The organism is Micromonospora sp. LH3U1 (assembly GCF_028475105.1).
Taxonomy (GTDB): domain Bacteria; phylum Actinomycetota; class Actinomycetes; order Mycobacteriales; family Micromonosporaceae; genus Micromonospora.
This window is the reverse complement of record NZ_CP116936.1, coordinates 4123043-4149363: the sequence shown is the minus strand read 5'-3', so window position 1 is coordinate 4149363 and position 26321 is coordinate 4123043. Positions and strand designations below refer to the sequence as shown.

The following is a 26321-nucleotide window of genomic DNA, read 5'->3' as shown; positions in this document are numbered from 1 at the left end:
GGATGACATCGACGTTGCGGCCGGCGCCGCCCGGTTCTCCGGCGGCGGATCCCCGCCCCACCCGGCAGTCGCCGCGCCGTCGTCGAAGCTGGCGGCAGGCGCTGCGCCGGGACTGGCAGCTCTACTCGCTCGCCGTCCTGCCGCTGCTGTTCTTCCTGGTCTTCCGCTACCTGCCGATGATCGGGAACATCATCGCGTTCCGCCGTTTCAAGCCGGGCGGCAGCATCTTCGGTGAGTACTGGGTCGGGCTGCGGTACTTCCGGATGTTCTTCACCGACCCGACGTTCTGGGAGGTCTTCACCAACACCCTCGTGCTCGGGGCGTTGACCCTGCTGTTCTGCTTCCCGTTGCCGATCCTGCTGGCGCTGCTGCTGAACGAGGTGCGGGCCCGCCGGTTCAAGCGGTTCGTCCAGTCCGTCTCCTACCTGCCGCACTTCCTGTCGATCGTGATCGTGGCGGCGATGGTCATGCAGTTGACCTCGATCGACGGCACGGCCAACCAACTCGTCCGGTTGTTCGGCGGCGACGCGGTCGCGTTCCTGCAACAACCGGAGTGGTTCCGCACCATCTACGTCTCGTCCGAGGTCTGGCAGACCGTCGGCTGGGGCACGATCCTCTACCTCGCCGCCCTCACCACCATCGACGAGGACCTGTACGAGGCCGCCCGGATCGACGGCGCCAGCCGGCTGCGCCAGACCTGGCACGTGACGCTGCCCGGCATCCGGCCGACGATGGTGACGCTGCTCATCCTCAACATCGGCAGCTTCATGGCGGTCGGGTTCGAGAAGATCCTGCTGCTCTACAACCCGTTGACCTACCCGACCGCGGACGTCATCTCCACCTACCTGTTCCGGATGGGCTTCCAGTCCAGCAACTTCAGCTACGCCGCTGCCATCGGTCTCTTCGAGGCGGTGATCGGGCTGGTCCTGGTCCTGTCGGCGAACCTCATCTCCCGTCGCACGATAGGGACGAGCCTGTGGTGACCCTCGGTACGAAGAGCGAGGCGCCGAAGACGCGCGGGCCGGTGGACAGCCGGGGCTACCGGATCTTCCGGGTCGTCAACACGGTCGTCCTGATCGGCGTCGTGATCGTGACTCTGTACCCGTTCCTCAACATCGTGGCCCGCTCGCTCAGCGAGGAGGCGTACATCATCGCCGGGAAGGTGAGCATCGTCCCGCGCGGGTTCGACGTGACCGCGTACAAGCTGCTCATGTCCGATGCGATGTTCTGGACGAACTACCGCAACACGGTGGTCTACACGGTGGTCGCCACGCTCATCTCGATCGTGCTGACCACGTGTTACGCGTACGTGCTGTCGAAGCCGCAGCTCAAGGGGCGCGGCATCCTCGTCGGCGTCGCGCTGTTCACCATGTTCTTCTCAGGTGGCCTGATCCCCAACTACGTGCTGGTCACCAGCCTGGGCATGAAGAACACCATCTGGGCCGTGGTGATCCCCAACGCCATCAGCGTGTTCAACCTGCTGGTCATGAAGGCGTTCTTCGAGAGCCTGCCGACCGAGTTGGAGGAGGCGGCGGCGGTCGACGGGCTGAACACGTACGGCATCCTGCTGCGGATCGTGCTGCCGCTGTCGAAGGCGATCATCGCCACGATGGTGCTCTTCTACGCGGTCTCCTTCTGGAACTCGTGGTTCACCGCCTTCCTCTACCTCGACGAGCAGGACCTGCTGCCGGTCACCGTCTACCTGCGCAACCTCATCGCGGGTGCCACCAGCGCCGAGTCGGCCGCCGCCGACGCCGACAAGGTCCAGGCGGCGGCCACCCTCCAGGCCGTGACGATCGTGCTCACCACCCTGCCGATCCTGGCGGTCTACCCCTTCGTCCAGCGGTACTTCGTCTCCGGCGTGATGCTCGGCGCCGTCAAGGGATGAGGCGAGTGCCGCATTGCTCCACTCCCGAACCCCACCACCGAAAGGACGAGCCATGCTCCACAAGACGTGGCGCCGCGTGGCGATAGCCACCGCGGGTCTGCTCGCACTCACCCTCACCACCGCCTGTTCCGAGGACCCCGCCGAGTCGACGGACCTCTCGGAGAACCGGGCCGGCGCGATGGCCAACTACGGCGTCGGCGAGCAGTTCAAGGCCACCGAGGCACTCTCCTTCTCCACCCTCTACAACAACCACACGTTCTACCCGCTCAAGGAAGACTGGCTGTTCTGGTCGGAACTGACCAAGCGGACCAACGTCAAGATCGATCCGGTCGCGGTTCCGCTGAGCGACTACGAGCAGAAGCGCAGCCTGCTGATCGGCGCCGGTGACGCCCCGCTGATCATCCCGAAGACGTACCACCCGCAGGAGAACGCGTTCGTGTCCTCCGGGGCGATCCTCCCGGTGAGCGACTACCTGGATCTGATGCCCAACCTCAAGGACAAGATCGCCAAGTGGAACCTCAAGCCGGAGATCGACAACCTGCGGCAGTCCGACGGTAAGTTCTACCTGCTGCCCGGGGTCCACGAGAAGCCCACGCAGGACTACACCGTGCTGGTGCGCTCCGATATCCTGCAGGAGCTGAACCTGCCGGTCCCGAAGACCTGGGACGACTTGTACACCGCGCTCAAGGCGATGAAGGCGAAGTACCCGAACGTCTACCCGTACTCCGACCTGTTCAGCAAGCCCACCCCGACCGGCGCCCTGCTGAACATCCTCGGCACGTCGTACGGCACCCAGGCGGGCTGGAACTACCAGCACGCCACGTGGGACCCGGCCGCGAAGAAGTTCAACTACACCGGCGCGTCCGAGCAGTACAAGCAGATGCTCACGTACCTGCACAAGCTCGTCGCCGAGGGCCTGCTCGACCCGGAGAGCTTCACCCAAACCGATGACCAGGCGCGCCAGAAGCTTGCCAACGGGAAGTCCTTCGTGGTCACCGGCAACGCGCAGACCCTGGTCAACAACCACCGGCCCGACCTGGCCAAGACCCTGCCGAACGCGAAGATGACCAAGATCCCGCTGCCGGTCGGCCCGGCTGGTGAGATCAATCCCTTCCCGCGGCTGGAGAACGGCATCATGATCTCCTCGAAGGCCAGGGAGAGCAAGAACTTCGTGGCCATGATGCAGTTCATCGACTGGCTGTGGTATTCCGACGCCGGCATGGAGTTCGCCCGCTGGGGCGTCGAGGGCACCACCTTCACCAAGGACGCGTCCGGCAAGCACTCCGTCACCGCCGACGTCGACGTCCTGGGGCTCAACCCCAAGGGCACCAAGCACCTGCAGAAGGATTTCGGCTTCTACAACGGTGTCTTCACCTACGGCGGCACCCCCGACCTGGTTCGCGGGTTCTTCTCCCCGGAGGAGCTCGAGTTCCAGAAGGTGATGGACGCTCGAAAGCCGATCGAGGTGCCGCCGCCGTACCCGTTCACCGATGAGGAGCGCGAGCAGGTGTCGCTCTGGGAGACCCCGCTGAAGGACTTCGTCTCGCAGAACACGCTGAAGTTCGCCCTGGGCCAGCGGCCCCTCAGCGAGTGGGACGCGTACGTGGCCGAGCTGAAGGCCAAGAACTCCGAGCAGTACATCGACATGGTCAACAAGGCGTACGAACGGTTCCAGAAGAACAACGGCTGAGCAGCGGGAGATCCGGTCGGGCAGCGCAACGCGGCCCGACCGGACTTTCCGGCGACCACCGGCCGGTGCGACGCGCGCGACCCGCCCGCCCTCCCGCAGGACGACCAGAGGACAGCAATGCGCATCACCGTCTCCGACCAGCCCTCCGGCCGCCTCACCGACGCCGGGCGGCACTGCGTCGGCACCGGCCGTTTCGAGTTGGCCCTGCGCCGCGACTATCAGGACTCGCTGGCCCTCATCCAACGCGACATCGGCCACGGCGGGTACGGCCTGCTCACCCACCGCCAGATCAAGAAACCCACCTACCACCTGTACGCGGCCAGCGAGGAGGCGGGCAACGGCGGCCGGGTCGAGGTGGACCTCACCCTCAGCCGGCACGAGGTCACCCTCCTGGAACTGAGCGCGGTGGTGGACGAGACCCCGCCGTGGTGGAACGCCGACCGCCTACTCGGACCTCCGGTCGGGAGCGACCGGAAGGAGCATCTGTGAGCGGCGCCGCCCATGCCCGGCGACAGCTTGGCGACGGGCCACTGTCGCGGATCGCCTCCCGGGTCTACATCCTGCTCGTGGTCGAGTTGCTGCTCCTGCTCACCACCCTGCCCGCCCTGCTCCCCATGCTGCTGCTGGGCCGCGACCCCAGCAACCTGCCGCTGGTCGCGGCCTTCCTGGTGCCGGTCGGCCCCGCGATCTCGGCTGCCCTGTACGCCCTGCGCCACCAGCGCCCCGACCTTACCGACCTGCGGCCCGCCGTTCTGTTCTGGCGCGGGTACCGGGCCAACCTGTCCAGCGTGCTGCGCGTCTGGGTGCCGACGTTGCTGTGGCTGACCGTCCTCGCCGTGAACCTCGCCTACCTGGGTGCGGTCGGCCTTGCGGGGTGGTGGGCGGTGCCGCTGGTCCTGATCGGAGTGGGGGTGACGCTCTGCGCGGCCAACGCCCTGGTGGTCACCTCGCTGTTCGACTTCCGCCTCCGGGACGTGCTCCGGCTGGCCGCGCACTTCCTCGTGCGTACCCCCGGTGTCACCCTCGGCAACGCGTTGCTGGTGGCCGCGGCGGTCGGTATCACCGCGGTCTTCTCCGAGGCGGTGCTGGCGATGCTGGGTTCGATCGCGGTCCTGGCGTTCCTACGCGTCAGTGACCCGATGATCCACCTGATCCGGAAGGAGTTCACCGCATGAGCCTGCCCGTCATCGTCAAGGTGCCCTTCGGAGGCGACTACAACCCGGAACAGTGGCCCGAGGACGTGTGGAAGCAGGACTACCGTCTCTTTGACAGCGCCCGGATCGACCTGGTCACCATCGGCGTGTTCGACTGGGCGCTCACCCAGCCCGCCGAGGACGTCTACGACTTCGCACTGCTGGACCGGATCGTCGAACGGGCCGCCGCGGAAGGGCGGGGGATCTGCCTGGCGACCGGCACCGGGGCCCACCCGGCGTGGCTGGCGAAGGCGTACCCGGAGGTGACCCGGACCGACTTCGAGGGCCGCAAACACCGATTCGGTCAGCGGCACAACTCCTGCCCCAGCTCCCCGGCCTTTCGCCGGCTCTCCGCCGAGCTGGCCCGCCGGGTCGCCCGCCGCTACGCCGACAATCCGGCCGTCATCGCGTGGCACGTCGGCAACGAGTACGGCGGCGCCTGCTACTGCGAGCTCTGCGCGGCTGGCTTCCGTGACTGGCTGCGCAACCGCTACGGCACCCTCGACGAGCTGAACGCGGCCTGGTATGCCACCTTCTGGTCGCACACCTTCACCGCCTGGGACGAGATCGAGCCGCCGTCGGCGCTGACCGAGCACTGGCGCGGCCCGGACCACACCGCATTCCAGGGCATCACCCTCGACTATCTGCGGTTCTCCTCCGACGCGATGCTGATCAACTTCCACGACGAGAAGGTCGCCATCCGGGAGTCCAGCCCGGACCTGCCGGTGACCACCAACTTCATGGGCATGTACCGGCCGATCGACTACCACCGCTGGGCCGCGCACCTGGACTTCGCCTCCTGGGACAACTACCCGCCAGACGACGAGTCGGCGGCCCGGATGGCGCTGACCCACGACCTGATGCGCGGGCTCAAGGACGGCCAGCCGTTCTGGTTGATGGAACAGTCCCCGAGCGTCACCGCGTGCCGTGACGTCAACCCGCTGAAGCGGCCGGGCCTCATGCGGCTGTGGAGTTGGCAGGCGGTGGCGCATGGGGCGGACGCGCTGCTGTTCTTCCAACTGCGCGCCTCCCGGGGCGCCAGCGAGAAGTACCACGGCGCGATCATCGGTCACGCCGGCCGCTCCGACACCCGGGTGTTCCGGGAGGTCGCCGAGTTGGGCGCCGAGCTGGACCGGCTCGGCGCGGCGTCGCTGGGCGCGCGGACCCCGGCCCGGGTGGCGCTGCTGTTCGACTGGGACAGCTGGTGGTCGTTGGAGATTTCCGACGGCCCGTCCCGACTGGTCCGCTACCAGCAGGTCGTGCTCGCTTACCACCGGGCACTCTGGGACGCCGGCGTGGACCTGGACGTCGTTCCGGTGACCCACGACCTGTCCGGCTACGCCGTGGTCGTCGCCCCGGCCCTGCACATGCTCAAGGGTGACCTGCCGCAGCGCCTGGAGGCGGTGGCGACGCGCGGCGGTTCGGTGCTGACCACCTACCTGTCAGGTCGGGTGGACGAGAACGACCAGGCCTTCCTGATGGACGTGCCGGGACCGCTCGGGCAGCTGATGGGTGTCCGGGTCGACGAGTGGGACGCGCGCGGCCCGGAGGTGGTCAACCCGGTCCGCCTCGGCGACGACGCGGATCAGGTCGACGTCGAGGCGCGGCTGCTGTTCGAGTTGGTGATTCCGCAGGGCGCCGAGGTGGTCGGCACCTACCAGGCCGACTTCTACGCGGGCACCCCGGCGGTGACCCGCAACTCCTTCGGTGCCGGCGACGGCTGGTACGTGGCTGCCGGTCTGGACCAGGCCGGGGTGTCCTGGGTGGTTCGGCAGGTGCTGGCCCGGCACGACGTGCTCGGGCCCTACCCGGACACACCCGACCTGGAATCCGCCGTCCGGGTCGCGCCCGACGGGTCGCGGCTGCTGTTCCTGCTCAACCACCGGGCCGAGCCGGTCGAGGTGACCGCCCGGAGCCGTGGCGTCGACCTGCTCACCGGTGACCGGACGGCGGAAGGCTCCTCCCTGCGGCTGCCGGCGTACGGCGTCGTCGTGCTGCGGGAGGACACGTGAACGCCGATGAGTTCGTGGATTTGGAGAAACTGGTGTTCGTCGAGGAGCCGGTGGACAGTGACGAGCCCCGCGTACACGCGGCCTGGCTGCCCCCGGAGGCGTTCCGGGCGCTTGGCGCGCGCCGCGTTCTCGTACACGGCGACGGGTTGCTCGTCGCTACCGTCCTCGACGAGGTCGCGCGTGCCTGCGCACGCTACGGCGGGCGGGTGTGGCATTCCCCCTCCTGGGATGTGGACGTCGACCTGGTGCTCGCCCTGCGTGCTGCGGCCCCGCTGCCGAGCCCGGGGGCGGAGGCGGCGCGCGCGGTGGGGGAGTCGGCACTGACGGAGATCGGCGACGGAGAGACGCTCGGCGACGAGGGGTTCCTGCTGGCCCGGGCGGACAACGTGACCGTGGTGCTCGCCGACGCCCCCGCCGGCCTGCTGTACGGGCTGTTCCACCTGGTCCGGCTCTGTGCGGCGGCCTTCGACCCGGCCCGTCCGCCGGAACGGCACCGGCCCGCGCTGCGCCGACGGATGCTGAACCACTGGGACAACGTGGCCGTGCACCCGGTGATGGGCCAGGTCGAACGGGGGTACGCGGGCGGCTCGATCTTCTGGCAGGACGGCCAGCCGCGCGGCGACCTGGCCCGTGTCCGGGAGTACGGGCGACTGTTGGCCGCGAGTGGCGTCAACGCGATTTCGGTGAACAACGTCAACGTCGCCAGGACAGAGGCGCTGCTGCTCACCGACCGACTCGGCGACGTGGCCGAGATCGCGGACGTGCTACGCCCGTACGGCATTCGGGTGCACCTGTCGGTCACCTTCGCCGCGCCGGTGGTCCTCGGTGGACTGTCGACCGCGGACCCCTTGGACGGGGCGGTGCGGAGCTGGTGGGCCGCGACCAGCCGGAACGTGTACGAGCGCATCCCGGACTTCGGCGGCTACGTGGTGAAGGCCGACTCGGAGGGGCAACCTGGCCCGTTCACCTACGGGCGTGACCACGCCGACGGGGCGAACGTGCTGGCGGAGGCGCTCGCCCCGCACGGGGGAGTGGTGCACTGGCGGGCCTTCGTCTACAACCACCATCAGGATTGGCGGGACCGGTCCACCGACCGGGCACGCGCCGCGTACGACCACTTCGTCCCGCTCGACGGGCGGTTCCGCACCAACGTGGTCCTCCAGGTGAAGTTCGGTCCGGTGGACTTCCAGACGCGTGAGCCGGTCTCCCCGGTGATCGCCGCGATGCCCGCGACCCGGCTGGCGGTGGAGTTGCAGGTCACCCAGGAGTACACCGGCCAGCAGCGACACGTCTGCCACCTCGGTCCGTGGTGGAGTGAGGTGCTGCGGTTCGCGCCCTGGGGTCCGGGCGGTCGGTCGGTGGCCGACGTGGCCGCCGGGGAGGCGGGCAAGGGCGGCGGCCTGGTCGCGGTCGCCAACGTGGGCGACGACCTCTTCTGGACGGGACACCCGTTGGCCCAGGCCAACCTGTACACCTTCGGGCGGCTCGCCTGGGATCCCCGGCTGGACGCGCGGGCGGTCCTCGACGAATGGATCGCGCTGACCTTCCCGCCGTCGGCGACCGCCGACCCGGAGCTGGTCGGTCGGACGCTGCACGAGATCATGGACGACTCCTGGCGTACCTACGAGCGGTACACGGCCCCGCTGGGCGTCGGCTTCATGGTTCATCCCGGCGACCACTACGGCCCCGGCGTCGACGGGTACGAGTACACGCGGTGGGGCACCTACCACTTCGCCGACCGCGATGGTGTGGGCGTGGACCGCAGCCGCGCGTCGGGCACCGGGTTCGCGGGCCAGTACCCGCCGCACTGGTCCGAGGTGTACGAATCGCCCGACAGTTGCCCCGACGAGTTGCTGCTCTTCTTCCACCATGTGCCGTACGGGCACGTCCTGCGCAGCGGGTCGACCGTCATCCAGCACATCTACGACACCCACTTCGCGGGCGTCGAGGAGGTGGTGGCGATGCGACGGCGGTGGCAGACGCTGAACGGGATGATCGACCCGGCCGTGTACGAGCGGGTGGCCGAACGCCTCGACGAGCAGGTGCGGTGTGCCACCGAGTGGCGCGACCAGATCAACACGTACTTCTACCGCAAGTCCGGGGTGCCCGACGAGCGAGGGCGCACCATCTACTGATCGGCACGACGGGGAGGCGCGGCCATCGGGCCGGGTCTCCCCGTCGTGTCTCCGCTAAGCCCGGCACGTTTCGAGAACGTCCCGGTAATTGCTCGCAACCAGTCGGCGGTGCTCATGCCCGCCGATGCCCATCGGTACGCAGGTAGCCGCCGGATCCGTTGCGGCGGAAGGTTTCCGGAACTCTTGACAATCGAGTGTTCTCGATTGAAGCTGGCATGGTCACGCGAGCCGCGGTCAGGGTCGGGCGAAGGGCAGTCCTCGACTTAAGTCCCCTTCCACGCGCCTATTTTCCGAGGGATCGCAAACGATGACACTGAAAACAAGGATGCTTGGCGTCGTCATGGCGGTCGTGACGCTGGCCGCCGCCGCGCTGACGTTCGCCACGCCCGCGTCGGCAGCGACGCTCACGCAGGTGACGAACTTCGGCACCAACCCCACCAACCTGCAGATGCACCTGTACGTTCCGGACCGGGTGGCGTCCCGACCGGCGATCCTCCTGGCCATGCACTACTGCACCGGAACGGGCCCGGCGTTCCACTCGGGCACGCAGTACGCATCCCTCGCGGACCGGTACGGGTTCATCGTGATCTACCCGTCGGCCACCCGCAGTAGCAAGTGCTGGGACGTCTACTCGCCGCAGGCGTTACGCCGTGGCGGTGGCAGCGACCCGGTCGGGCTCATGGCGATGGTCGACTACGTGCGGCAGCGTTACGCCGCCGACCCGGCACGGATCTTTGCCACCGGCACCTCCTCCGGGGCGATGATGACCAACGTCATGCTGGGCGACTACCCGGACGTGTTCGCGGCGGGTGCGTCCTTCGCCGGGGTTCCGTTCAGCTGCTTCGCCACCGGGGGCAGCTCGGAGTGGAACAGCGAGTGCGCGAACGGGCAGCTCATCAGGACCCCGCAGCAGTGGGGGGACCTGGTGCGTGGTGCGTACCCGGGCTACACCGGCCAACGGCCACGGATGCAGATCTGGCACGGCACCAACGATGAGACGCTGCGCTACCCGAACTTCGGCGAGCAGGTCAAGCAGTGGACCAACGTGCACGGGTTGAGCCAGAGCCCGACGTACACCGATTCCCCGCAGTCCGGCTACACCCGCACCCGGTACGGCAGCAGCGGTCCGATGGCCCCGGTCGAGGCGATCAGCATGCAGGGTGTCACGCACAACCTGCCGGTCGACGCCGCGCAGGTGATCCGCTTCTTCGGGCTGGACGGCACCACACCGCCCCCGACCACTCCACCTCCGACCACCCCGCCCCCGACCACCCCACCCCCGACCACTCCGCCTCCGACGACCCCGCCGCCGACTGAGGGTGGGTGCCGGATCGGCTACACGGTCAACGCCTGGAACTCCGGGCTCACCGCGAGCGTGACCATCACCAACACCGGCACCACGCCCGTCAACGGTTGGGCGCTGACCTTCACGCTGCCCTCCGGCCAGAGCATCACCAACGGCTGGAACGCGCAGTACTCGCCGGCGAGCGGCGCGGTGACCGCCCGCAACGTCTCCTACAACGCCACCATCGCGCCGAACACGTCGGTCGACATCGGCTTCCAGGCCACCCACGCCGGCGGCACAGGCAAGCCCGCGTCCTTCGCCCTGAACGGGGCCACCTGTTCGGTCTCCTGATCCCCTCCCACACCACCACCACGTCAGAAACGGAGTCGCACGATGAGAAACGCGAAATGGAAGGCGGCAACCAGAGCCGCCTTTGCGCTGACCGGCGTGGGCGCCCTCGCCGCCGGCATGGCGATGCTCCTGCCCGGCACAGCGAGCGCCGGGACGACCCTGGGTGCGTCCGCCACGGAGAAGGGCCGGTATTTCGGTACGGCGGTGGCGGCGAACAGGTTGAGCGATGGTGCGTACACGACGATTTTGAATCGTGAGTTCAACTCGGTGACGCCCGAGAACGAGATGAAGATCGACGCGACCGAGCCGCAGCAGGGCCAGTTCAGCTACAGCTCGGCAGAGCGGATCGTCAGTCATGCCCGGAGTCAGGGGATGAGCGTGCGCGGTCACACCCTGGCGTGGCACTCGCAGCAGCCGGGCTGGATGCAGAACATGAGTGGCAGTGCGTTGCGGCAGGCGATGCTCAATCACGTCACGCAGGTGGCGACGCATTTCCGGGGCCAGATCGTGACCTGGGACGTGGTCAACGAGGCGTTCGCCGATGGCAGTTCCGGTGCTCGTCGTGACTCGAACCTGCAGCGGACCGGTAACGACTGGATCGAAGCCGCGTTCCGGGCGGCGCGTGCCGCGGATCCGGGCGCGAAGCTCTGCTACAACGACTACAACACCGACAACTGGACCCACGCCAAGACGCAGGCTGTCTACAACATGGTCCGGGACTTCAAGTCTCGGGGTGTGCCGATCGACTGCGTCGGGTTCCAGTCGCACTTCAACAACGATTCGCCGTACGTGAGTAACTACCGCACCACGTTGTCGAGTTTCGCGGCGTTGGGTGTGGATGTGCAGGTCACCGAGTTGGACATCCAGGGCGCGTCGGCGACCACCTACCGCAGTGTGGTCGAGGACTGCCTGGCGGTCGCCCGGTGCAACGGGATCACGGTCTGGGGCATCCGCGACAGCGACTCGTGGCGGGCCTCGCAGACCCCGCTGCTGTTCAACAGCAACGGGTCCAAGAAGCCGGCGTACGACGCGGTCCTCGCCGCACTGAACAACGGCACCACGCCGACCGACCCGCCGACCGACCCGCCCACCGACCCGCCGACCGACCCGCCCACGACCCCGCCTCCAGGCCAAGGCGGCTGCACCGCGACGGTGTCGGTGAACCAGTGGACGGGTGGCTTCGTCGCCACGGTGAAGGTGACGGCCGGCTCGTCGGCCATCAACGGCTGGACGGTCGGCATCGCGTTGCCGTCGGGCGCGACGGTCACCAACGCCTGGAACGCCAACCGCAGCGGTAACACCGGCTCGACGAGTTGGACGAACGTGGCCTACAACGGCCAGGTCGGCGCCGGACAAGCCACCGAGTGGGGCTTCCAGGCCAACGGCACCGCCGGCACCCTCAGCCCCGCCTGCTCAGCCCGCTAAAGCCCCACCGGCCGGTGCGGGGCGATCCCGAACCCCGCACCGGCCCCCAGCCCTCGGTGATCAAGAAGTTTGCGTCACGACACGCCAGACCGGCCGACGCAAACCTCTTGATCACCGGGCGTGCGGGCGTGGTGCGGGGTGCCCTGGTTAGTCGCCGGAGAAGCCCCAGAAGTAGATTTCCTCCGGCTTGCTCTGCCCGTCGTGCAGGACCGCGCAGCGGCCGAACCACCTCCGTGCGGCCAGCCCCTTGATGGCGTCCAGGTGCTCGCGGGTGAGCCGCTCGGTGCCGGCGTGGCGCAGCGCCTCGGCGGCGTTCACCGGCTCAACCGTGCCGTAGTCGGGCCTCTCGCCCTCGTTGAGGACCCGGTAGACGTCGAGGATGGAGTGGGTTCCCGACTCCTGCACCCACTCGTCGTTGAACAGCTCTTCCATGGTGGCCGGGCGGTTCGGATAGTCGCTCGCCGAGTTGGGGGTCTCACCCCGGGCCCACCAGTACTCGCCCTCGGCGAAGACCCTGTCCCGCAGGGCGTCCAACGCCGCGTCCAGGTCTGGCTGGTATGCGACGAAGTAGCTCCACCCGGATGCGCCCACCACTGCCTCTTTCCTCCACGTGTCAACAGTGCCGGCACGGTAGCGGGCAGCACCGACATCGGGGGAGGAGCAGTTCACCGAGTCCGTCCCCGTTCGTTGTCAGGCCTGGGCGGCGACGAGGAACATCGGCACGATGACGAGGATCCGGTTCGCGCGGGCGCGCTCGGTCTGCTCGGCGAGCCAGGTCTCCTCGTCGGTGATCCGCTTCACCAGGTCCAGCGCGGTGTCGTCTGTGAACACGGCGGTGTGCACCTCGACGGTCGGGTCGGTGAAGCCGGCGTCGAGCAGCAGGTTGCGATACCGCCGGGCAACACGCGGCGACGGGAGCGAGTCCGCCTTCGCGTGGACCAGCCGGCGGGTGGCTTCCGGCTCGTCCGAGTCAATGGCGATCAGGTCCCAGTCCTGGCCGATCAGCACGGCTCGGCCGCCCGGTGTGAGCACTCGCCGGGCCTCGGCCACGGCCCGCGCCGGGTCGTCGAGCACGTGCAACACCTTGTCCGCCCGGTAGTAGCTGGCCGATCCGGTCTCTAGCGGCAGTTCGGTGGCGTCGCCGACATGGAACTCGCCGGCAGGCCAGCGCTCCCGGGCCACCGCGATCATCTCGGGGTCGAGGTCGACGCCGACCGCGTGGGCTCCGCGCTCGGCCAGCTCGGCGACGGCGCGGCCACTGCCACAGCCAGCGTCGACGACGTGGCCAGTGAGATCGCCGAACAACTCGTAGGAACGGGCACGCAGTTCGACGGCCGCAGGCTCGGTCTCGATGGCATCGAGGACAGCTAGAAGACTGGACATGCCCGCCATGGTCGGACCTAATGTCGACATGAAGTCAAGCGCGATGACGATCGGCGACGTGGCCGACCACTTCGGCCTGCCAGCGCACGTACTGCGGCACTGGGAATCGGTGGGCCTGCTCCGCCCCGCCCGGGCCACCAGCGGCCGTCGCCGCTACACCCGCGGACGACCTGTTCCGGGTAGCCTCGATCCTGCGCGCGAAGCAGGCCGGCCTGCCGCTGCCGGACATCCGGGCGTTCCTCGCCGCGGGCGACCCGGCCGCCCGCAAGGACGTTCTGCGCCGCAACCATGGCGCGCTCCAGGCCAGGATGGCGGCGCTGCGGTCGGCGCTCGATTTGCTTGAGGCCGGGCTGAACTGCTCCCACGAGGACATCTCGACCTGCCCGAACTACCGCACCAAGCTGGCGGAACTGGTGGAGGTCGGGGGCCGCGGCTAGCCGTCGATGCGGGTTATGTTGCGGATCTTGTTGGAGGCGTCCAGAGCGGCGACCTTGTACGCCTCGGCCAGCGTCGGGTAGTTGAACACCGCGTCGACCAGGTAGTCGATCGTGCCGCCGCAGCCCATCACCGCCTGCCCGATGTGGACGATCTCGGTGGCGGCGGTGCCGAACACGTGCACCCCGAGCAGTCGGCCGTCGTCGGGGGAGACCAGCAGTTTCAGCATGCCGTACGAGTCGCCCACGATCTGGCCCCGGGCCAGCTCCCGGTAGCGCGCGATGCCCACCTCGAACGGTGTCGAGGTGTCGGTGAGCTGCGCCTCGGTCTGCCCGACGAAGCTGATCTCCGGGATCGTGTAGATGCCGATCGGTTGCAGCCCGTGCATCTCCCGGATCGGTTCGCCGCAGGCGTGCTGCGCGGCCAACCGGCCCTGCTCCATCGAGGTGGACGCGAGGGCCGGAAAGCCGATCACATCGCCGACGGCGTAGATGTTGTCGACCGGGGTGCGGTAGTTGGCGTCGACCGCGATCCGGCCGCGCCGATCCGCTTCCAGCCCGGCCGCCTCCAGCGCGAGGTCGTCGGTCTGGCCCTGCCGGCCGGCCGAGTACATCACCGTGTCCGCGACGATCTTCTTGCCACTCTTGAGGATGCAGAGTGCCGCCGTCTGGTGTTTTTCCACGGCGGCGACCTCCTCGCCGAAGCGGAACGCCACGGACAGGTCGCGCAGGTGGTACTTCAGCGACTCGACGACCTCCTCGTCGCAGAACTCGAGCATCCGGTCGCGGCGTTCCACCACTGTCACCTTGGTGCCGAGGGCGGCGAACATCGAGGCGTACTCCATGCCGATCACGCCGGCACCGACCACGACCATGCTGCGGGGTACGGCCTGGAGGTTGATGACGCCGTCGGAGTCCACGATCGTCCGGTCGTCGAAGTCGACGCTGTCCGGGCGGGCCGGGCGCGTGCCGGCAGCGATAATGATCTTGTCGAAGGTCACTCTGGACTCGCGGCCGGAGCCACCGTCGACCCAGATCGTGTGCGGGTCCGCGAAGCGCCCGGTGCCGGTGATCATCGCGACCCGGTTGCGGGCCAGCTGATTGCGGATGACGTCGGTCTGCCGGGTGATCACGTGCTGGGTCCGGGCGGCCAGGTCGCTGACCGTGATCTCGTCCTTGACCCGGTAGCTGCTGCCGTACAGGTCCCGTTGGCTCAACCCGGTCAGATAGAGAACGGCCTCACGCAGCGTCTTGGAGGGGACGGTGCCGGTGTTGATGCACACCCCACCGATCATGTCGCGGCGGTCCACGATGCCGACCCGCCTGCCGAGCTTGGCGGCGGCGATCGCGGCCTTCTGACCACTGGGTCCGGAGCCCAGCACCAACAGGTCGTAGTCATACACAACCGTTAGCCTCGCAAGATGTCGCTCCGCGCGCCAGACCCCGCCTCGGCGGGCCCGTCAGCCGACGAGGCGGCGTTCCCAGGCCCCGAGCACCCAGCCACCGGCGACGCCGGGCCCGGCGGAGATCGTGCCGCCGAGGGCACGCACCCGCTCGGTGAGGCCGATCAGGCCGAAGCCGCGGGCGTCGCGGGTCAGCCCGGTGGTGGCCCTGGGGGCCGACGGCTGAGCCCCGTGGCGGCACGGTCAGTTGGGGTTGTTGGCGTGGGTCAGCGTCTCCCAAGCAAGGAAGGTGGACTGGTCCTGCCAGTAGCCGATGATCTCGGCACCCGGATCCGCCCGGTCAGGGGTGCATGGTCGTGCCCTTGAGTACCTTGTCCACCACGTTGCGGGGGGCGTGCAGTGCCAGGCCCACCAGGTCGAGCTTGTCCCGCCCGATCGCCTGAACGGCGGCGCGGTTGTCCCGGTCGTTGCCGGTGGCGAACAGCTCAGACGTGAAGATCGACAGCCGTAGCCCGCGGGCGAGTGCGCGGGTGTGCGCGCCGACCAGCGCCGCCCGATCGCCGGCGAAGACCAGCACCGGCTGGCCGAACATCGGCAGGTACCGGGTGCCGTCCGCGTCGCGGTAGTCCTCGCCGAGCAGCTCCGGCACGGCGTTCGCGATGCCGCTGACCAGGAAGGCGGTGACGTTCAGCCGCTGCCAGCTCGCCAGGTCGTTCCGGAGCAGCACGGCGATCTTGGTGGGAAATCGGATGGGTTCGGTCATGGCGTCGAGCCTGGCCGCCCCGACGCCGCGCGGTCTTGTACGTTCTTAGCGTGGCCACCCGCCCGGCGGGCTCGCACGTCAGCGCGTGGCGACCCGCGGTAGCCGGGGTCGCCGAGGTCTTCCACGCCCATTTCGTGGACCACGCCTACCCGCGGCACATCCACGACGTGTGGACGCTGTTGATCGTCGACGACGGCGCGGTCCGCTTCGACCTCGACCGGCACCGGCACGGCGCGCTACGCACGTCGGTCACCCTGCTGCCGCCGTACGTGCCGCACGACGGCCGATCCGCCACAGCGGACGGCTTCCGCAAACGGGTCCTGTACCTGGAGACCTCCGCGCTCGGTGCCGAGCTGGTCGGCCGGGCGGTCGACGAGCCGGCCGTGGCCGATCCGCATCTACGGGACCGGATCCACCACCTGCACCAGGCGCTCGCCGCACCCGGCGACGAGTTCGAGGCCGAGAGTCGGCTCGCGCTCATCCTCGACCGGCTGCGCCAGCAGCTCCACCAGCGTGCCCAGGCCAGCGTCCAACCGACCGTACGCGGCCTCGCGGTCCGACTGCGGGAGCTGCTGGACGCCCGGACCATCGAGGGCGTCACGCTGGGGGAGGCCGCCGAGCTGCTGCACGCCCACCCGACCCACCTGGTACGGACGTTCACCCATGTGCACGGCGTACCGCCACACGCGTACCTGACCGGTCGCCGGGTCGAGCTGGCGCGTCGCCTTCTGCTCGCCGGTCAGCGGCCCGCCGAGGCCGCCGCCGCGGTCGGCTTCTTCGACCAGGCGCACCTGACCCGCCACTTCCAGCGGTACCTGGGCGTCAGCCCGGCCCGCTACCCGGCTCCGCCACGCCCGACGGCACCGACGTCTATAACAAGGACTGGGGGGAGGGGCCGGTAGTCACCTTCTCACAAGGACCTGCTCGCGTTTCTACGGAGTTGATCATGGCGAGCAGCCGCAGTTTCTCGTCGCTCTCCGACCCGGGCACGGCGGTGAAGACCAGCAGCGTCTGCGACTGGTCGGGGTCCACCAGCGTCTGGCAGTGCAGCTCCAAGGGACCCACCTCCGGGTGCACGAAGTGCTTCTGCGGGCAGTAGCCGGCCGGTACCGGGTGTTCTCGCCACAGCTGCGCGAACTCCGGGCTCGCGGCCAGCAGGTCGTCGACGAGCGCCGCCGCCCGCGATCCCCGGCCATCGCGGGTGTATGACGCGTGCAGGTGCGCCACGAGCAGGCGGCTCTGCGTCTGGTGGTGCTCCGCCGGGTGCAACTGCCGTGCCTTCGGGTCGGTGAACCAGCGGTGGTGCGCGCTGCGCGCCAGCCCGGTGTACCGGGTCTCGTCACCGAGCAGGGCGACGGCCGCGGCGGTCTGCGCCAGGGTCTCGCCGAGGTGGTTCACCACCTGGGCCGGGGTGTCGTGCATCCGGTCGAGGATCCGCATCATCCCCGGGTTGACGTGGTCGGCCCGCACCGGGCGGTGGGGGACAGCGTGGCCGGCGAGCCGGAACAGATGGTCCCGTTCGGCCAGGGAGAGCCGCAGGCCACGGGCGAGGGCGGCGAGCATCTGCTCCGAGGGGTGTGGCCCGCGCTGCTGCTCCAACCGGCTGTAGTAGTCGGTGGACATCCCGCTCAACGTGGCGACTTCCTCGCGCCGCAGCCCACCGGTGCGCCGACGAGGGCCCCTGGGCAGCCCCACGTCCTCGGGCTGCAGCGCCTCCCGTCGCGTACGCAGGAAGCTGGCCAGTTGGGCGCGGTCCACGGTGTCTCCGATCGCTGGGCGCCGGCGGTGGACCGGCACGTCGAGTGCAACAGGCGGGCCCGGGTGCGGTGTTCCGCTGGTGTCCTGGCATCGAGGCTGGGGTGCGGGGGCGTCCGTCCGGGTTCCTGGGGGGTAACCACCCCCGGGCACTACCGGCACCGGCCAGAACCGGGAACGTACGTCATGCCATCCCGGCGCCGACGGCGGACGCTCGCTGCTCGTCCGCGAGCCGATCGGTGTGGTCGGTGCGATCCCTGGCTGGGGCCCGGCGGAGTCAGAGCGTCAGGACGATCCGGCCGGCGGCGGTGCCGGCGTCCTGCCGGGCCCAGGCGTCCGCGATCGAGTCGAACGCCACGATCTCGTGGTCGACGGTGAGCCGGCCCGCTGCCGCGTGGGCGGCGACCACGCCCAGCGCCGCCGCCCGCTGCTCGGTCGACAACCCGTTGTTGGTGTAGCCGATCATCCGCAGCGAGCCACTGCGCAGCACGGCGGACTCGATGGGTGCGGTAGCGCCTGCGGCGCTGCCCAGGTTGACCAGGCGGCCATCCGGGCGCAGTACCCGCAGCGCCGCCGCGGCGGGAACACCGAAGACCGGATCGAGGACGAGGTCGACCGGACCGTCGGCGACGTGGCGCAGCCGGTCGGCCATCGACGCGACGTCGTCGTCGGGGAGCAGCGGGATGGCGACGGCGGCGCCTAACTCCTCGGCGCGGGCGCGCGCCGCGGCCGAGCGGGCCACGGCGATGACCCGGCGTGCGCCACCGAGCAGGGCCAACTGGACGGCGGCCTGGCCAACCACACCCCGGCGCCGAGCACGATGACCTGCTCGCCGGCCGCCAGACCGCCGGCGTGGGTCAGCGCCGCGTGCGCGGCGACCGCGGAGAGGCCCAGGGCCGCGAGCAGGGTCAGCGGTACGCCGGGCGGCAGCGCCACCACATCGACGGCGGGAACGGCGACCGTGGTCGCCATGCTGCCGTCGACACCGGGCTTCATTCCGGCCGACGTGCCGAACCAGACCGCGGTGCCGTCGGCGAGCCGGCCGACACCCTGCACCCCCGGCACGTACGGGGTGGTCGGCGTGCCGAAGTAGCTGGTGCCGCTGGCGCAGAGCACGTCCAGCGGGGTGATCGGCACGGCTTCGACGGTGACCGCCACCTCGCCGTCGGCCGGCACGGGGGCCGGCCGCTCGGCGATCGTCGGTGGGGTGCCGCAGGCACTGAGCAGGGCTGCCCGGATCACGTCGCGATGTCCGGGTAGGGCATCGAGAAGTGGGCCAGCCGTGCGCCGTACGACTTCTGGTATTCCAGCGGCTCGGTGTTGTCCCGCTCGAAGAGGGCGATGAAGAGGGTCAGGGTGAGGAACGGGTGCGCCCCCAACTCGAACAGCTTCACGTGGTCGTGGTTGGCCAACGCCTCACGCTCCACGTCGTCGAAGCGCAGCCAGGTGCTCGCCTCGCCGGTGTGGCAGTTGAGCACCGTGTTCGCGCATTCGGCCTCCCACCAGGCGACCAGCTCGCGTGGCTCGCTCCGGTAGCGCTCGACCAGCTCGGGGTCCCGGTCGACCATGAACAGGAACTTGTTCAGCAGGTACTTGCTCATGCCGCCGGCGCTCCGTTCGGATACCAGGTGAAGTAGGCCTCCATGGTGTGGAACAGATCGAAGGTGTCGACGTAGTCGGCCTTCGCGCCGGCGCCGGCCACACCCATCATGAGCATGAAGTCCATGAAGCCGTGGGTGGCGTTGCCCGGCGAGTGCAGGCTGTCCAGCGTGACCTCGCGCAGGCACCCGTCCAGGTCGCCGTTGGCGATCCACTCGACGGCCCGCTGGTCGAACTCCGGGTCCGGGCCGTGCGGGCCGAACTGCCGGGGGCCGCCCAGCTCCAGCGAGAGATGGCCGGTGCCGATGACGGCCACCCGCAGGTGCGACGGCCACGACTCGACGATCTCCCGGATGGCCTGGCCGAGCTGGACGAAGCGTTTGGGCTGCGGCAACGGTGGCGCGAAGATGTTCGTGTAGATCGGCACGATCGGCAGGTCGGCCTCGGGCCGTAGCGTGATGATCGGGCAGGTGATGCTGTGGTCGATCCGCAGCTCGTTGCTGAACGCGAGGTCGAAACCGGAGTCGAGCCCCGCCCGCAGGATGTGCCCGGACAGGTCCTCCTGGCCCTTGAGTAGCATCCGGGGCAGGCCGAACTCGCGCTCCTCGTTGTACCAGTTGGCGTCGTACGAGGGTGCCTTGCCGACCAGGAACTGCGGCATGTTGTCCAGCCAGAGCTGGTGGAAGTGGTCGGAGCCGACCATCACGAGCACGTCGGGCCGGGCCCGGGTCAGCGTCTCCCGGAAGGCCAGGATCTTGCTGGTCCACTCGTCGGCGAACGGTGGCCGATCCTCGCCGGTGGCCGTGCTGGCCCGGTAGTAGAAGGGGTGGTGGGTGGAGGCGATGACCGCGACGACGGTGGCCATTCCGCTCCTTTCGCTGCAGACGAGGGGATGTCAGGGCTCGTAGACCGCGTTGCGGTCCACCGTGCGGTAGATGTCCATGCCGAGCGGGCGGCGCCGTTCCTCGGCGAGGTGCCCGAGCAGCCCCGCCGCGCGGGCCAGCAGGGCGAAACCGCGCAGCATCTCGACGGGAAGCCCGAGGTCGGCGAGCGCGGCGCCGCAGACTCCGGCGCCGTTGAGCGGCAGGGTTCGGCCGAGCACCTGCGGGTGCACCCTGCCGATCGCCTCGAACAGCCGCAGGTGTGGGCCGTGCAGACCCTCCTCGGTGGCGATCCGGATCAGCACGGGGGTGCGGGGGTCCTGCTCCTTGTGCACGGGGTGCCCGAGCCCGGGGACCAGTCGGCGCTCCTGCTTGGCCCGGGTGACCGCGTCGAGTGCCACCGCGTCGTAGTCGGTCACCTCACCGGCTCGCGCGAGCGTGTCGGCGAGGAATCGTCCACAGTCCTCGGTGACGCCGAGGAAGCGGGAGCCGCCGCCGAGCAGGCCGGCGGCGAGCGCGCCCTGCAACGACTCGGGCGCGGACAGGTACGTCAGCCGGGCCGCGATCGCCGTCGGGGTGAAGCCGTGGTCGGCGAGCGCCACCAGCACCGCCTCGAAGACCCGTACCTCACCCCGGGTGGGACGGCGGCCGGCGACCAGCCAGTACGCCAGCTCGCCGAAGCCGACCTTGCCCATCAGGTCGCCGGCCAGGTCCTGCCCGAGCAGGGAGATGGTCGTCGGGTCGGACGTGCCGATCCCGGTCGGGAAGCTCAGCTCTTCAGCCACGCGCGGATCTCCTCGCCGTGTTCGTCGAGCCCGGGCGGCGGCAGCTCGTACCGGGCCGGGGTGTCGGAGAAGGTGATGGGGTTGCGGACACCGGGCACGTCGCCGACGTTGACGACCGGGTCGAGCCCCAGCTCCTCGGCGAGTGCCACACCGCCGTCGATGGTGTTGATCGGCGCGCACGGGACGCCGGCGGCGAGCAGGTCACGGAACCACTCGTCCTTTGTCCGCTTGGCGAGTCGTTCGACCAGCAGGGGCCGCAGTTCCTCGCGGTTGGCCGTGCGGTCCTGGTTGCGCCCGAAGCGCGGGTCGTCGGGCAGGCCGGGCAGGTCGAGCACCTGGCAGAGCTTACGGAACTGCCCGTCGTTGCCGGCGATGACGATCAGCTCGCCGTCGGCGGTGGGCAGTGGCTCGTACGGGAAGAGGCTGGGGTGGGCGTTGCCCATCCGGAAGGGGATGGTGCCGCCGGCGACGTAGCCGCTGGAGTGGTTGACCAGCCCGGACAGCGCCGAGCTGAGCAAATTGACCTCGACGTGCTGGCCCCGGCCGGTCTCTCCACGGTGGTGCAGCGCGGCGAGGATGCCGATGCTGGCGTGCAGCCCGGCCATCACGTCGAAGACGGAGATCCCGGCCCGGTACGGCGAGCCGTCCGGGTCGCCGGTGAGGCTCATCAGGCCCGAGATCGCCTGCACCATGAGGTCGTAGCCGGGGAAGTCCTTGCCGGCGCCGGTGCCGAAGCCGCTGATGCTCGCGTACACGATCTTCTCGTTGCTCGCGGTGACGGTGTCGTAGTCGAGGCCGAACCGGGTGAGGCCACCGGGCCGGAAGTTCTCGATCATCACGTCGGCACGGCGGGCCAGTTCCTGCGCGGCGGCCAGGTCGTCCGGCTTCTTGAGGTCCAGGGCGACCGACCGCTTGTTGCGGTTGATGCCGAGGTAGTACGTCGAGACGCCGTCGCGGGTGGGCGGCATCCAGGTGCGGGTGTCGTCGCCGCCGGGGCTCTCCACTTTGATCACCTGTGCGCCGAGGTCTGCCAGGAGCATCGTCGCGTACGGCCCGGCGAGGATCCGGGAGAAGTCCGCGACGAGCAGGCCGGCCAGCGGCCCTGTCGAATGCTGCACGATGTTTCCGCCCGTTCTGCGGACACCTGTCCGCCGAGACAGCTTGCGACACGTCGTGGTCCCTGTCAACGGCTGGTTTACCACCCGGAAACACAGTCTTGACACGCCTCGTGACCGGGGCCACACTTGCGCCACTCGGGCTGGCCGCACAGCGGACAACGGTCCGGATCCCCTCGTACCCGAAAGGAATGGGTGGCGATGAGCGCAACCGACCGGCCGGTGGTCTTCCGTAACGGCCTGGTTCTCACCATGGACGACGCGCACATGGTGCTGCCCGGCGCCGACGTGCTGGTCATCGGCGACCGGATCGCGGAGGTCGGCGTCGGCCTCACCGCACCCGACGACGCCCTGGAGATCGATGCCACCGACGGCATCCTCATGCCGGGCATGGTCGACACCCACCGGCACATGTGGCAGACCGCGATGCGCGGCTACGGCGCCGACTGGACCCTGACCCAGTACTTCGTCTGGTACTACCTCGAATCCGGCAAGCTGTTCCGGCCCGAGGACGTCTACGCCGGCAACCTGCTCGGTGCGATCGAGGCGATCGACGCGGGTGTCACCACCACCGTCGACTGGTCACACGGGCTGCAGACGCCCGAGCACGCCGACGCGGCCGTGGACGCCCTGGAGGCGGTCGACGGACGGTTCGTGCTCGCCTACGGCAACATCCAGCAGGGGCCGTGGCAGTGGGCCACCTCGCCGGAGTTCCGCGACTTCCACCGCCGCCGCATCGACGGTGGAAAGCTGGCCGGCTTCCAGATGGCGTTCGACGTCACGGGCGACCCCGCCTTTCCGGAGCGGGCGGCCTTCGAGGTGGCGCGGGAGTTGGGCGCCGCGGTGACCACGCACGCCGGCGTGTGGGGCGCCACCAACGACGACGGCATCCGGCTGATGCACGAGAACGGGTTCATGAACCCGTCGACCGTCTACGTGCACGCGGCGACGCTCACCCACGACTCGTACAACCGGATCGCCGCGACCGGCGGTTCCGTCTCCGTCTCGACCGAGAGCGAGCAGAGCGCCGGGCAGGGTTACCCGCCCACCTGGCAACTGCGCCACCACGACATCCCGGTGTCCCTGTCGATGGACACCAGCGTGTGGTGGAGCGGTGACCTCTTCTCCGCGATGCGCACCACGCTCGGCGCGGACCGCTCCCGGGAGCACCTGGAGGCGCACGCCAAGCAGGAGACCATCACCCACTGCCACCTGCGCGCCGAGCAGGTCGTCGAGTGGGCCACCCGGGGCGGCGCCCGCGCGCTCGGTATGGACTCCACGATCGGCGCCCTCACCCCCGGCCGGCAGGCCGACGTCGTCCTGATCAAGAACGACGCCTCGCCGGCGATGTTCCCCATCCTGAACCCACACGGTCACGTCGTCTTCCAGGCCCAGCGTGGCGACGTGCACACCGTGCTGGTCGGTGGCCGGGTCGTCAAGCAGGACGGTCGCCTCGTCGGCGTCGACCTCGCCGCCGCGCGGGCCAAGGTGGCCTCGACCATCGACCACCTCCGCGAGACGATGGGGGAGGAGGCGTGGCGGCGGGGCATGAACCCGGACATCCCCGAGACCGCGATCCTGGAGAACCCGTACCAGTACACCGAGTGGGACGCCGGCTCGGCGCAATGGAAGCATTAGGACATGAGTGACAACGGAAGGGGCGCCGGACCCGACTTCATCGAGGCTCTCGCCCGTGGTCTCGACGTCCTGCGCTCCTTCCGTCCGGCCTGCCCGTCGATGACGCTCAGCGAGATCGCCGCCGCCACCGGCCTCGCCCGCCCCACGGTCCGCCGCATCCTCATCACGCTCGAATCGCTGGGCTACGTCCGCGCGGTCGGCCGTGGCCACACCCTCACCCCGCGCGTCCTCGAACTGGGGATGGCATACGTCAACGCGCTGAACATGTGGGACGTGGCCCGGCCGCACATGGAGAAACTGGTCGCGCAGACCAACGAGTCGACCTCGATGGCCCAACTTGACGGCAGCGACATCGTCTACGTCGCCCGGGTGGCCGTCCCGAAGATCGTCACGCTGAGTGTCACCATCGGCACCCGATTCCCGGCCCCCGCGACGTCGATGGGCAAGGTGCTGCTCGCGGCGCTGCCACCGGACACTCTGGCCGACGTGCTCGCCGAGCCGACCCGTTCCGGCATCACGCCGCGCTGGCAGCCCTCGCCGGGCGAGCTTGACGCCGTGCTACGCGAGGTCCGGGCGAAGGGCTGGGCACTCGCCGACCAGGACCTGGCCCCGGGAATCCGGTCCGTCGCCACCGGCGTCCGCGACGGCGACGGCCGCGTCGTCGCCGCCATCAACGTGACCGTGCACGCGGCCGAGACCTCGCTGGAGACCCTGCGGGAAGAGCACCTCCCGAGGCTGCTGCGCGCCGCCGCGGACATCGGACACGACTGGGCGCTGACCGCCGCCGTGCCGGTGGTCACCGCCTAGTGCGGTTCCCGGCCGACGGCACGTCACCAGGGCACCACACCGGCGTCCTCGAAGAACCCGCCGGTAGGGCCGTCGTCGGGCAGGGCCGCGAGTCGGATCGCGATCGCCGCCCCCTGTTCCGGGGTACGGACGCCGCGAAAGCCGTTGAGGTCGGTGGCGACAAAGCCGGGGCAGGCGGCGTTGATCAGGATGTTCGTGTCGCGCAGCTCCTTGGCGTACTGAACGGTGACGGCGTTGAGGAACGTCTTCGACGGCGCGTACGCGACGGCCACCGGGCCCGTCACGAACTCGTCGGTGGAGCTGGTCTGCCGGGTGAGGGAGCCGACGCTGCTGGACATGTTGACGATCCGCGGTGACGCTGAGCGGCGAAGCAGCGGCAGCATCGCGTTGGTGACGCGGATGACGCCGATCACGTTGGTCTCCACCGCCGTCCGTACGGCCGCGAGGTTGACCGTGGTGGGCTCCTGCGGCCCACCACCGGTCACGCCGGCGTTGTTGACGAGTACGTCGAGGCCGCCGGCACGGTCCTCGACCAGTCGAGCGGCGGCGGCCACGCTCGTGTCGTCGGTCACGTCCAGCGGCACACCGAACGCGTCGACGCCGGCCGCGCGCAGCTTCTCCACCGCGGCTTCCCGCCGCCCGTCGTGCCGGGCGCCGATGCCAACCCTCCAACCGAGGGCACCCAGGCCGGCCGCGATCTCGTACCCGATTCCCTTGTTCGCGCCGGTGACCAGCGCGGTTGTCGTTTCGCTCATGCACTCGATGTTGTCCGCGCCCCAGCAGGCCGCCAACACCGTTTGAGTGGGCACCGATACCTCCCGGGTATCGACCCAGGTTTGCGACGGGTGGCGCAGGCCGTGCCGCCGGTACCGTTGGGGCATGGAGACGCGTGAGCTGCGGTATTTCGTAGCCGTCGCCGAGGAGTTGCACTTCGGCCGTGCGGCGCAGCGGCTCGGGATCACGCAGCCACCGTTGTCACGGGCGATCGCGCAGCTGGAACGGCGGCTCGGGGTGACGCTGCTGGAACGCACCAGCCGCACCGTCGCGCTGACCCAGGCCGGTGCGGTACTGCTCGTCGAGGGCCGAGCAGCCCTCGACGCGGTCGACGCCGCCGACCGCCGTACCCGCCGAGCCGCCCTCGCCGCCACCGGCCATCCCGGCGTGGTCCTCGTCACGAAGGCCGGAGCGTCCGGCGAGTTGCTGTCGAAGCTGCTCGACGCGTACGCCTCCGAGCCCGGCGCGGTCCCCGTCGACGTGCTGCTGTGCGGGATCGGCGAGCAGGAGCGACTGCTGCGCGACGGGCGGGCGGACGTGGCGCTGCTGCACCGGCCGTTCGACTCGACGGTCGGACTGGACACCGAGGAGCTGTGCACGGAGGGGCAGGTTGTGGTCCTGCCGGCCGGGCACCCCCTCACCGCCCAGGCCCACGTGCGGATGGCCGACGTCAGCACGCTGACCGGCCTGCCGATGCCCCGCTTCCCCAGCCCCGACGGCACGTACCCGGATGGACCCGGTCCGCAGGCGCGGAACAGCACGCAGCTGTACCAGCTGATTGCGCTCGGCCGGGCTTCGGCGGTTCTGCCTGAGTCGTGCCGGGCCGACCTGCGCCGCGATCTCGCCGCTGTGCCGGTCTTGGACGCGCCGACGGTGACGACGGTGATCGCGTGGCCGCCGCACAGCCGATCCCTGGCCCTCGCCGGGCTGATTCGGACCGCGACGCGTCTCTAGCTCGCGGTTCTGCTGGCTGATCGACACACCGACGACCGGCTGTAATCGGAC

The 26321-nt window shown here is 69.6% G+C and carries 26 protein-coding genes and 1 pseudogene; 15 read left to right on the top strand and 12 right to left on the bottom strand.

What is annotated here, in order from left to right; translation table 11 throughout:
• Positions 1-2 precede the first annotated feature (2 nt).
• From PCA76_RS19075 to PCA76_RS19035, 9 genes are all read left to right on the top strand, one after another.
• Positions 3-983 carry an ABC transporter permease gene (locus tag PCA76_RS19075; RefSeq protein ID WP_272611802.1) on the top strand — a complete coding sequence of 327 codons (981 nt, stop codon included), beginning with the start codon at positions 3-5 and terminating at the stop codon, positions 981-983.
• Complete coding sequence (locus tag PCA76_RS19070; RefSeq protein ID WP_272611801.1) at positions 980-1888, top strand: carbohydrate ABC transporter permease; 909 nt, start codon at positions 980-982, stop codon at positions 1886-1888. The genes PCA76_RS19075 and PCA76_RS19070 overlap by 4 nt, the downstream gene beginning before the upstream one ends.
• Positions 1889-1940: 52 nt before the next feature.
• On the top strand, positions 1941-3578 hold the full coding sequence (locus PCA76_RS19065) for an ABC transporter substrate-binding protein (RefSeq protein ID WP_272611800.1): 1638 nt from the start codon (positions 1941-1943) through the stop codon (positions 3576-3578).
• Between the two features lie 117 nt (positions 3579-3695).
• The gene (locus PCA76_RS19060) at positions 3696-4067 is read left to right on the top strand and encodes a hypothetical protein (RefSeq protein WP_272611799.1); all 372 of its coding nucleotides are present in this window, start codon (positions 3696-3698) and stop codon (positions 4065-4067) included.
• Positions 4064-4753, top strand: a complete 690-nt coding sequence (locus tag PCA76_RS19055; protein WP_272611798.1) for a DUF624 domain-containing protein — start codon at positions 4064-4066, stop codon at positions 4751-4753. Before PCA76_RS19060 ends, PCA76_RS19055 begins: the two co-directional genes overlap by 4 nt.
• Positions 4750-6783, top strand: a complete 2034-nt coding sequence (locus PCA76_RS19050; protein WP_272611797.1) for a beta-galactosidase — start codon at positions 4750-4752, stop codon at positions 6781-6783. Before PCA76_RS19055 ends, PCA76_RS19050 begins: the two co-directional genes overlap by 4 nt.
• Positions 6780-8918 carry an alpha-glucuronidase gene (locus PCA76_RS19045; protein WP_272611796.1) on the top strand — a complete coding sequence of 713 codons (2139 nt, stop codon included), beginning with the start codon at positions 6780-6782 and terminating at the stop codon, positions 8916-8918. The genes PCA76_RS19050 and PCA76_RS19045 overlap by 4 nt, the downstream gene beginning before the upstream one ends.
• Positions 8919-9225: 307 nt before the next feature.
• Positions 9226-10554, top strand: a complete 1329-nt coding sequence (locus PCA76_RS19040; protein WP_272611795.1) for an extracellular catalytic domain type 1 short-chain-length polyhydroxyalkanoate depolymerase — start codon at positions 9226-9228, stop codon at positions 10552-10554.
• Between the two features lie 42 nt (positions 10555-10596).
• The gene (locus PCA76_RS19035; protein WP_272611794.1) at positions 10597-11979 is read left to right on the top strand and encodes an endo-1,4-beta-xylanase; all 1383 of its coding nucleotides are present in this window, start codon (positions 10597-10599) and stop codon (positions 11977-11979) included.
• Between the two features lie 147 nt (positions 11980-12126).
• Here the strand turns inward: PCA76_RS19035 and PCA76_RS19030 are convergent, their stop codons facing one another.
• Entirely contained in the window at positions 12127-12570 is a 444-nt protein-coding gene (locus PCA76_RS19030; RefSeq protein ID WP_272611793.1) for a hypothetical protein, read from the bottom strand.
• Between the two features lie 99 nt (positions 12571-12669).
• A complete protein-coding gene (locus PCA76_RS19025; RefSeq protein ID WP_272611792.1) occupies positions 12670-13362 on the bottom strand; it encodes a methyltransferase domain-containing protein in 693 nt (230 codons plus the stop codon).
• On the opposite strand from PCA76_RS19025, the pseudogene PCA76_RS32865 reads away from it, so the two are divergent.
• A pseudogene (locus PCA76_RS32865) lies at positions 13331-13513 on the top strand (MerR family transcriptional regulator); the annotation flags it as partial. The gene PCA76_RS19025 and the pseudogene PCA76_RS32865 overlap by 32 nt on opposite strands.
• A 19-nt stretch (positions 13514-13532) precedes the next feature.
• Positions 13533-13799, top strand: a complete 267-nt coding sequence (locus PCA76_RS32860) for a MerR family DNA-binding protein (RefSeq protein WP_442930270.1) — start codon at positions 13533-13535, stop codon at positions 13797-13799.
• Here PCA76_RS32860 and sthA read toward each other — a convergent pair.
• Entirely contained in the window at positions 13796-15199 is a 1404-nt protein-coding gene (gene sthA / locus PCA76_RS19020; protein WP_272611791.1) for a Si-specific NAD(P)(+) transhydrogenase, read from the bottom strand. The two genes, PCA76_RS32860 and sthA, sit on opposite strands and share 4 nt — an antisense overlap.
• A 340-nt stretch (positions 15200-15539) precedes the next feature.
• Positions 15540-15962 carry a DUF2000 domain-containing protein gene (locus PCA76_RS19015; protein ID WP_272611790.1) on the bottom strand — a complete coding sequence of 141 codons (423 nt, stop codon included), beginning with the start codon at positions 15960-15962 and terminating at the stop codon, positions 15540-15542.
• A gap of 50 nt (positions 15963-16012) precedes the next feature.
• Here PCA76_RS19015 and PCA76_RS19010 point away from each other — a divergent pair, with 50 nt between their 5' ends.
• The gene (locus PCA76_RS19010) at positions 16013-16864 is read left to right on the top strand and encodes an AraC family transcriptional regulator (protein WP_272611789.1); all 852 of its coding nucleotides are present in this window, start codon (positions 16013-16015) and stop codon (positions 16862-16864) included.
• Here the strand turns inward: PCA76_RS19010 and PCA76_RS19005 are convergent.
• The 7 genes from PCA76_RS19005 to PCA76_RS18975 form a co-directional block, all read right to left on the bottom strand.
• Positions 16833-17720, bottom strand: coding sequence for a helix-turn-helix transcriptional regulator (locus PCA76_RS19005; protein WP_272611788.1), 888 nt, complete (start codon positions 17718-17720; stop codon positions 16833-16835). The genes PCA76_RS19010 and PCA76_RS19005 overlap by 32 nt on opposite strands.
• Positions 17721-17994: 274 nt before the next feature.
• Positions 17995-18459, bottom strand: coding sequence for a zinc-binding dehydrogenase (locus PCA76_RS19000; protein WP_272611786.1), 465 nt, complete (start codon positions 18457-18459; stop codon positions 17995-17997).
• Entirely contained in the window at positions 18417-18959 is a 543-nt protein-coding gene (locus PCA76_RS18995) for a hypothetical protein (RefSeq protein ID WP_272611785.1), read from the bottom strand. The genes PCA76_RS19000 and PCA76_RS18995 overlap by 43 nt, the downstream gene beginning before the upstream one ends.
• Positions 18956-19318 carry a hypothetical protein gene (locus PCA76_RS18990; protein ID WP_272611784.1) on the bottom strand — a complete coding sequence of 121 codons (363 nt, stop codon included), beginning with the start codon at positions 19316-19318 and terminating at the stop codon, positions 18956-18958. The genes PCA76_RS18995 and PCA76_RS18990 overlap by 4 nt, the downstream gene beginning before the upstream one ends.
• Positions 19315-20181, bottom strand: a complete 867-nt coding sequence (locus PCA76_RS18985) for an extradiol ring-cleavage dioxygenase (RefSeq protein ID WP_272611783.1) — start codon at positions 20179-20181, stop codon at positions 19315-19317. The genes PCA76_RS18990 and PCA76_RS18985 overlap by 4 nt, the downstream gene beginning before the upstream one ends.
• 30 nt (positions 20182-20211) lie before the next feature.
• Positions 20212-20982 (bottom strand): citryl-CoA lyase, encoded by a 771-nt coding sequence (locus tag PCA76_RS18980; RefSeq protein ID WP_272611782.1) that lies wholly within the window; start codon positions 20980-20982, stop codon positions 20212-20214.
• A complete protein-coding gene (locus PCA76_RS18975; RefSeq protein WP_272611781.1) occupies positions 20967-22100 on the bottom strand; it encodes a CaiB/BaiF CoA transferase family protein in 1134 nt (377 codons plus the stop codon). The genes PCA76_RS18980 and PCA76_RS18975 overlap by 16 nt, the downstream gene beginning before the upstream one ends.
• A gap of 198 nt (positions 22101-22298) precedes the next feature.
• Between PCA76_RS18975 and PCA76_RS18970 the strand changes: the two genes are divergently transcribed.
• On the top strand, positions 22299-23735 hold the full coding sequence (locus tag PCA76_RS18970; protein WP_272611780.1) for an amidohydrolase family protein: 1437 nt from the start codon (positions 22299-22301) through the stop codon (positions 23733-23735).
• Positions 23736-23738: 3 nt separating this feature from the next.
• Positions 23739-24542 (top strand): IclR family transcriptional regulator domain-containing protein, encoded by an 804-nt coding sequence (locus tag PCA76_RS18965; protein WP_272611779.1) that lies wholly within the window; start codon positions 23739-23741, stop codon positions 24540-24542.
• Between the two features lie 23 nt (positions 24543-24565).
• Here the strand turns inward: PCA76_RS18965 and PCA76_RS18960 are convergent, their stop codons facing one another.
• Positions 24566-25297 carry an SDR family oxidoreductase gene (locus tag PCA76_RS18960; RefSeq protein WP_272611778.1) on the bottom strand — a complete coding sequence of 244 codons (732 nt, stop codon included), beginning with the start codon at positions 25295-25297 and terminating at the stop codon, positions 24566-24568.
• 124 nt (positions 25298-25421) lie between these two features.
• Here PCA76_RS18960 and PCA76_RS18955 point away from each other — a divergent pair, with 124 nt between their 5' ends.
• Complete coding sequence (locus PCA76_RS18955; RefSeq protein WP_272611777.1) at positions 25422-26270, top strand: LysR family transcriptional regulator; 849 nt, start codon at positions 25422-25424, stop codon at positions 26268-26270.
• The last annotated feature ends 51 nt before the right edge of the window (positions 26271-26321 follow it).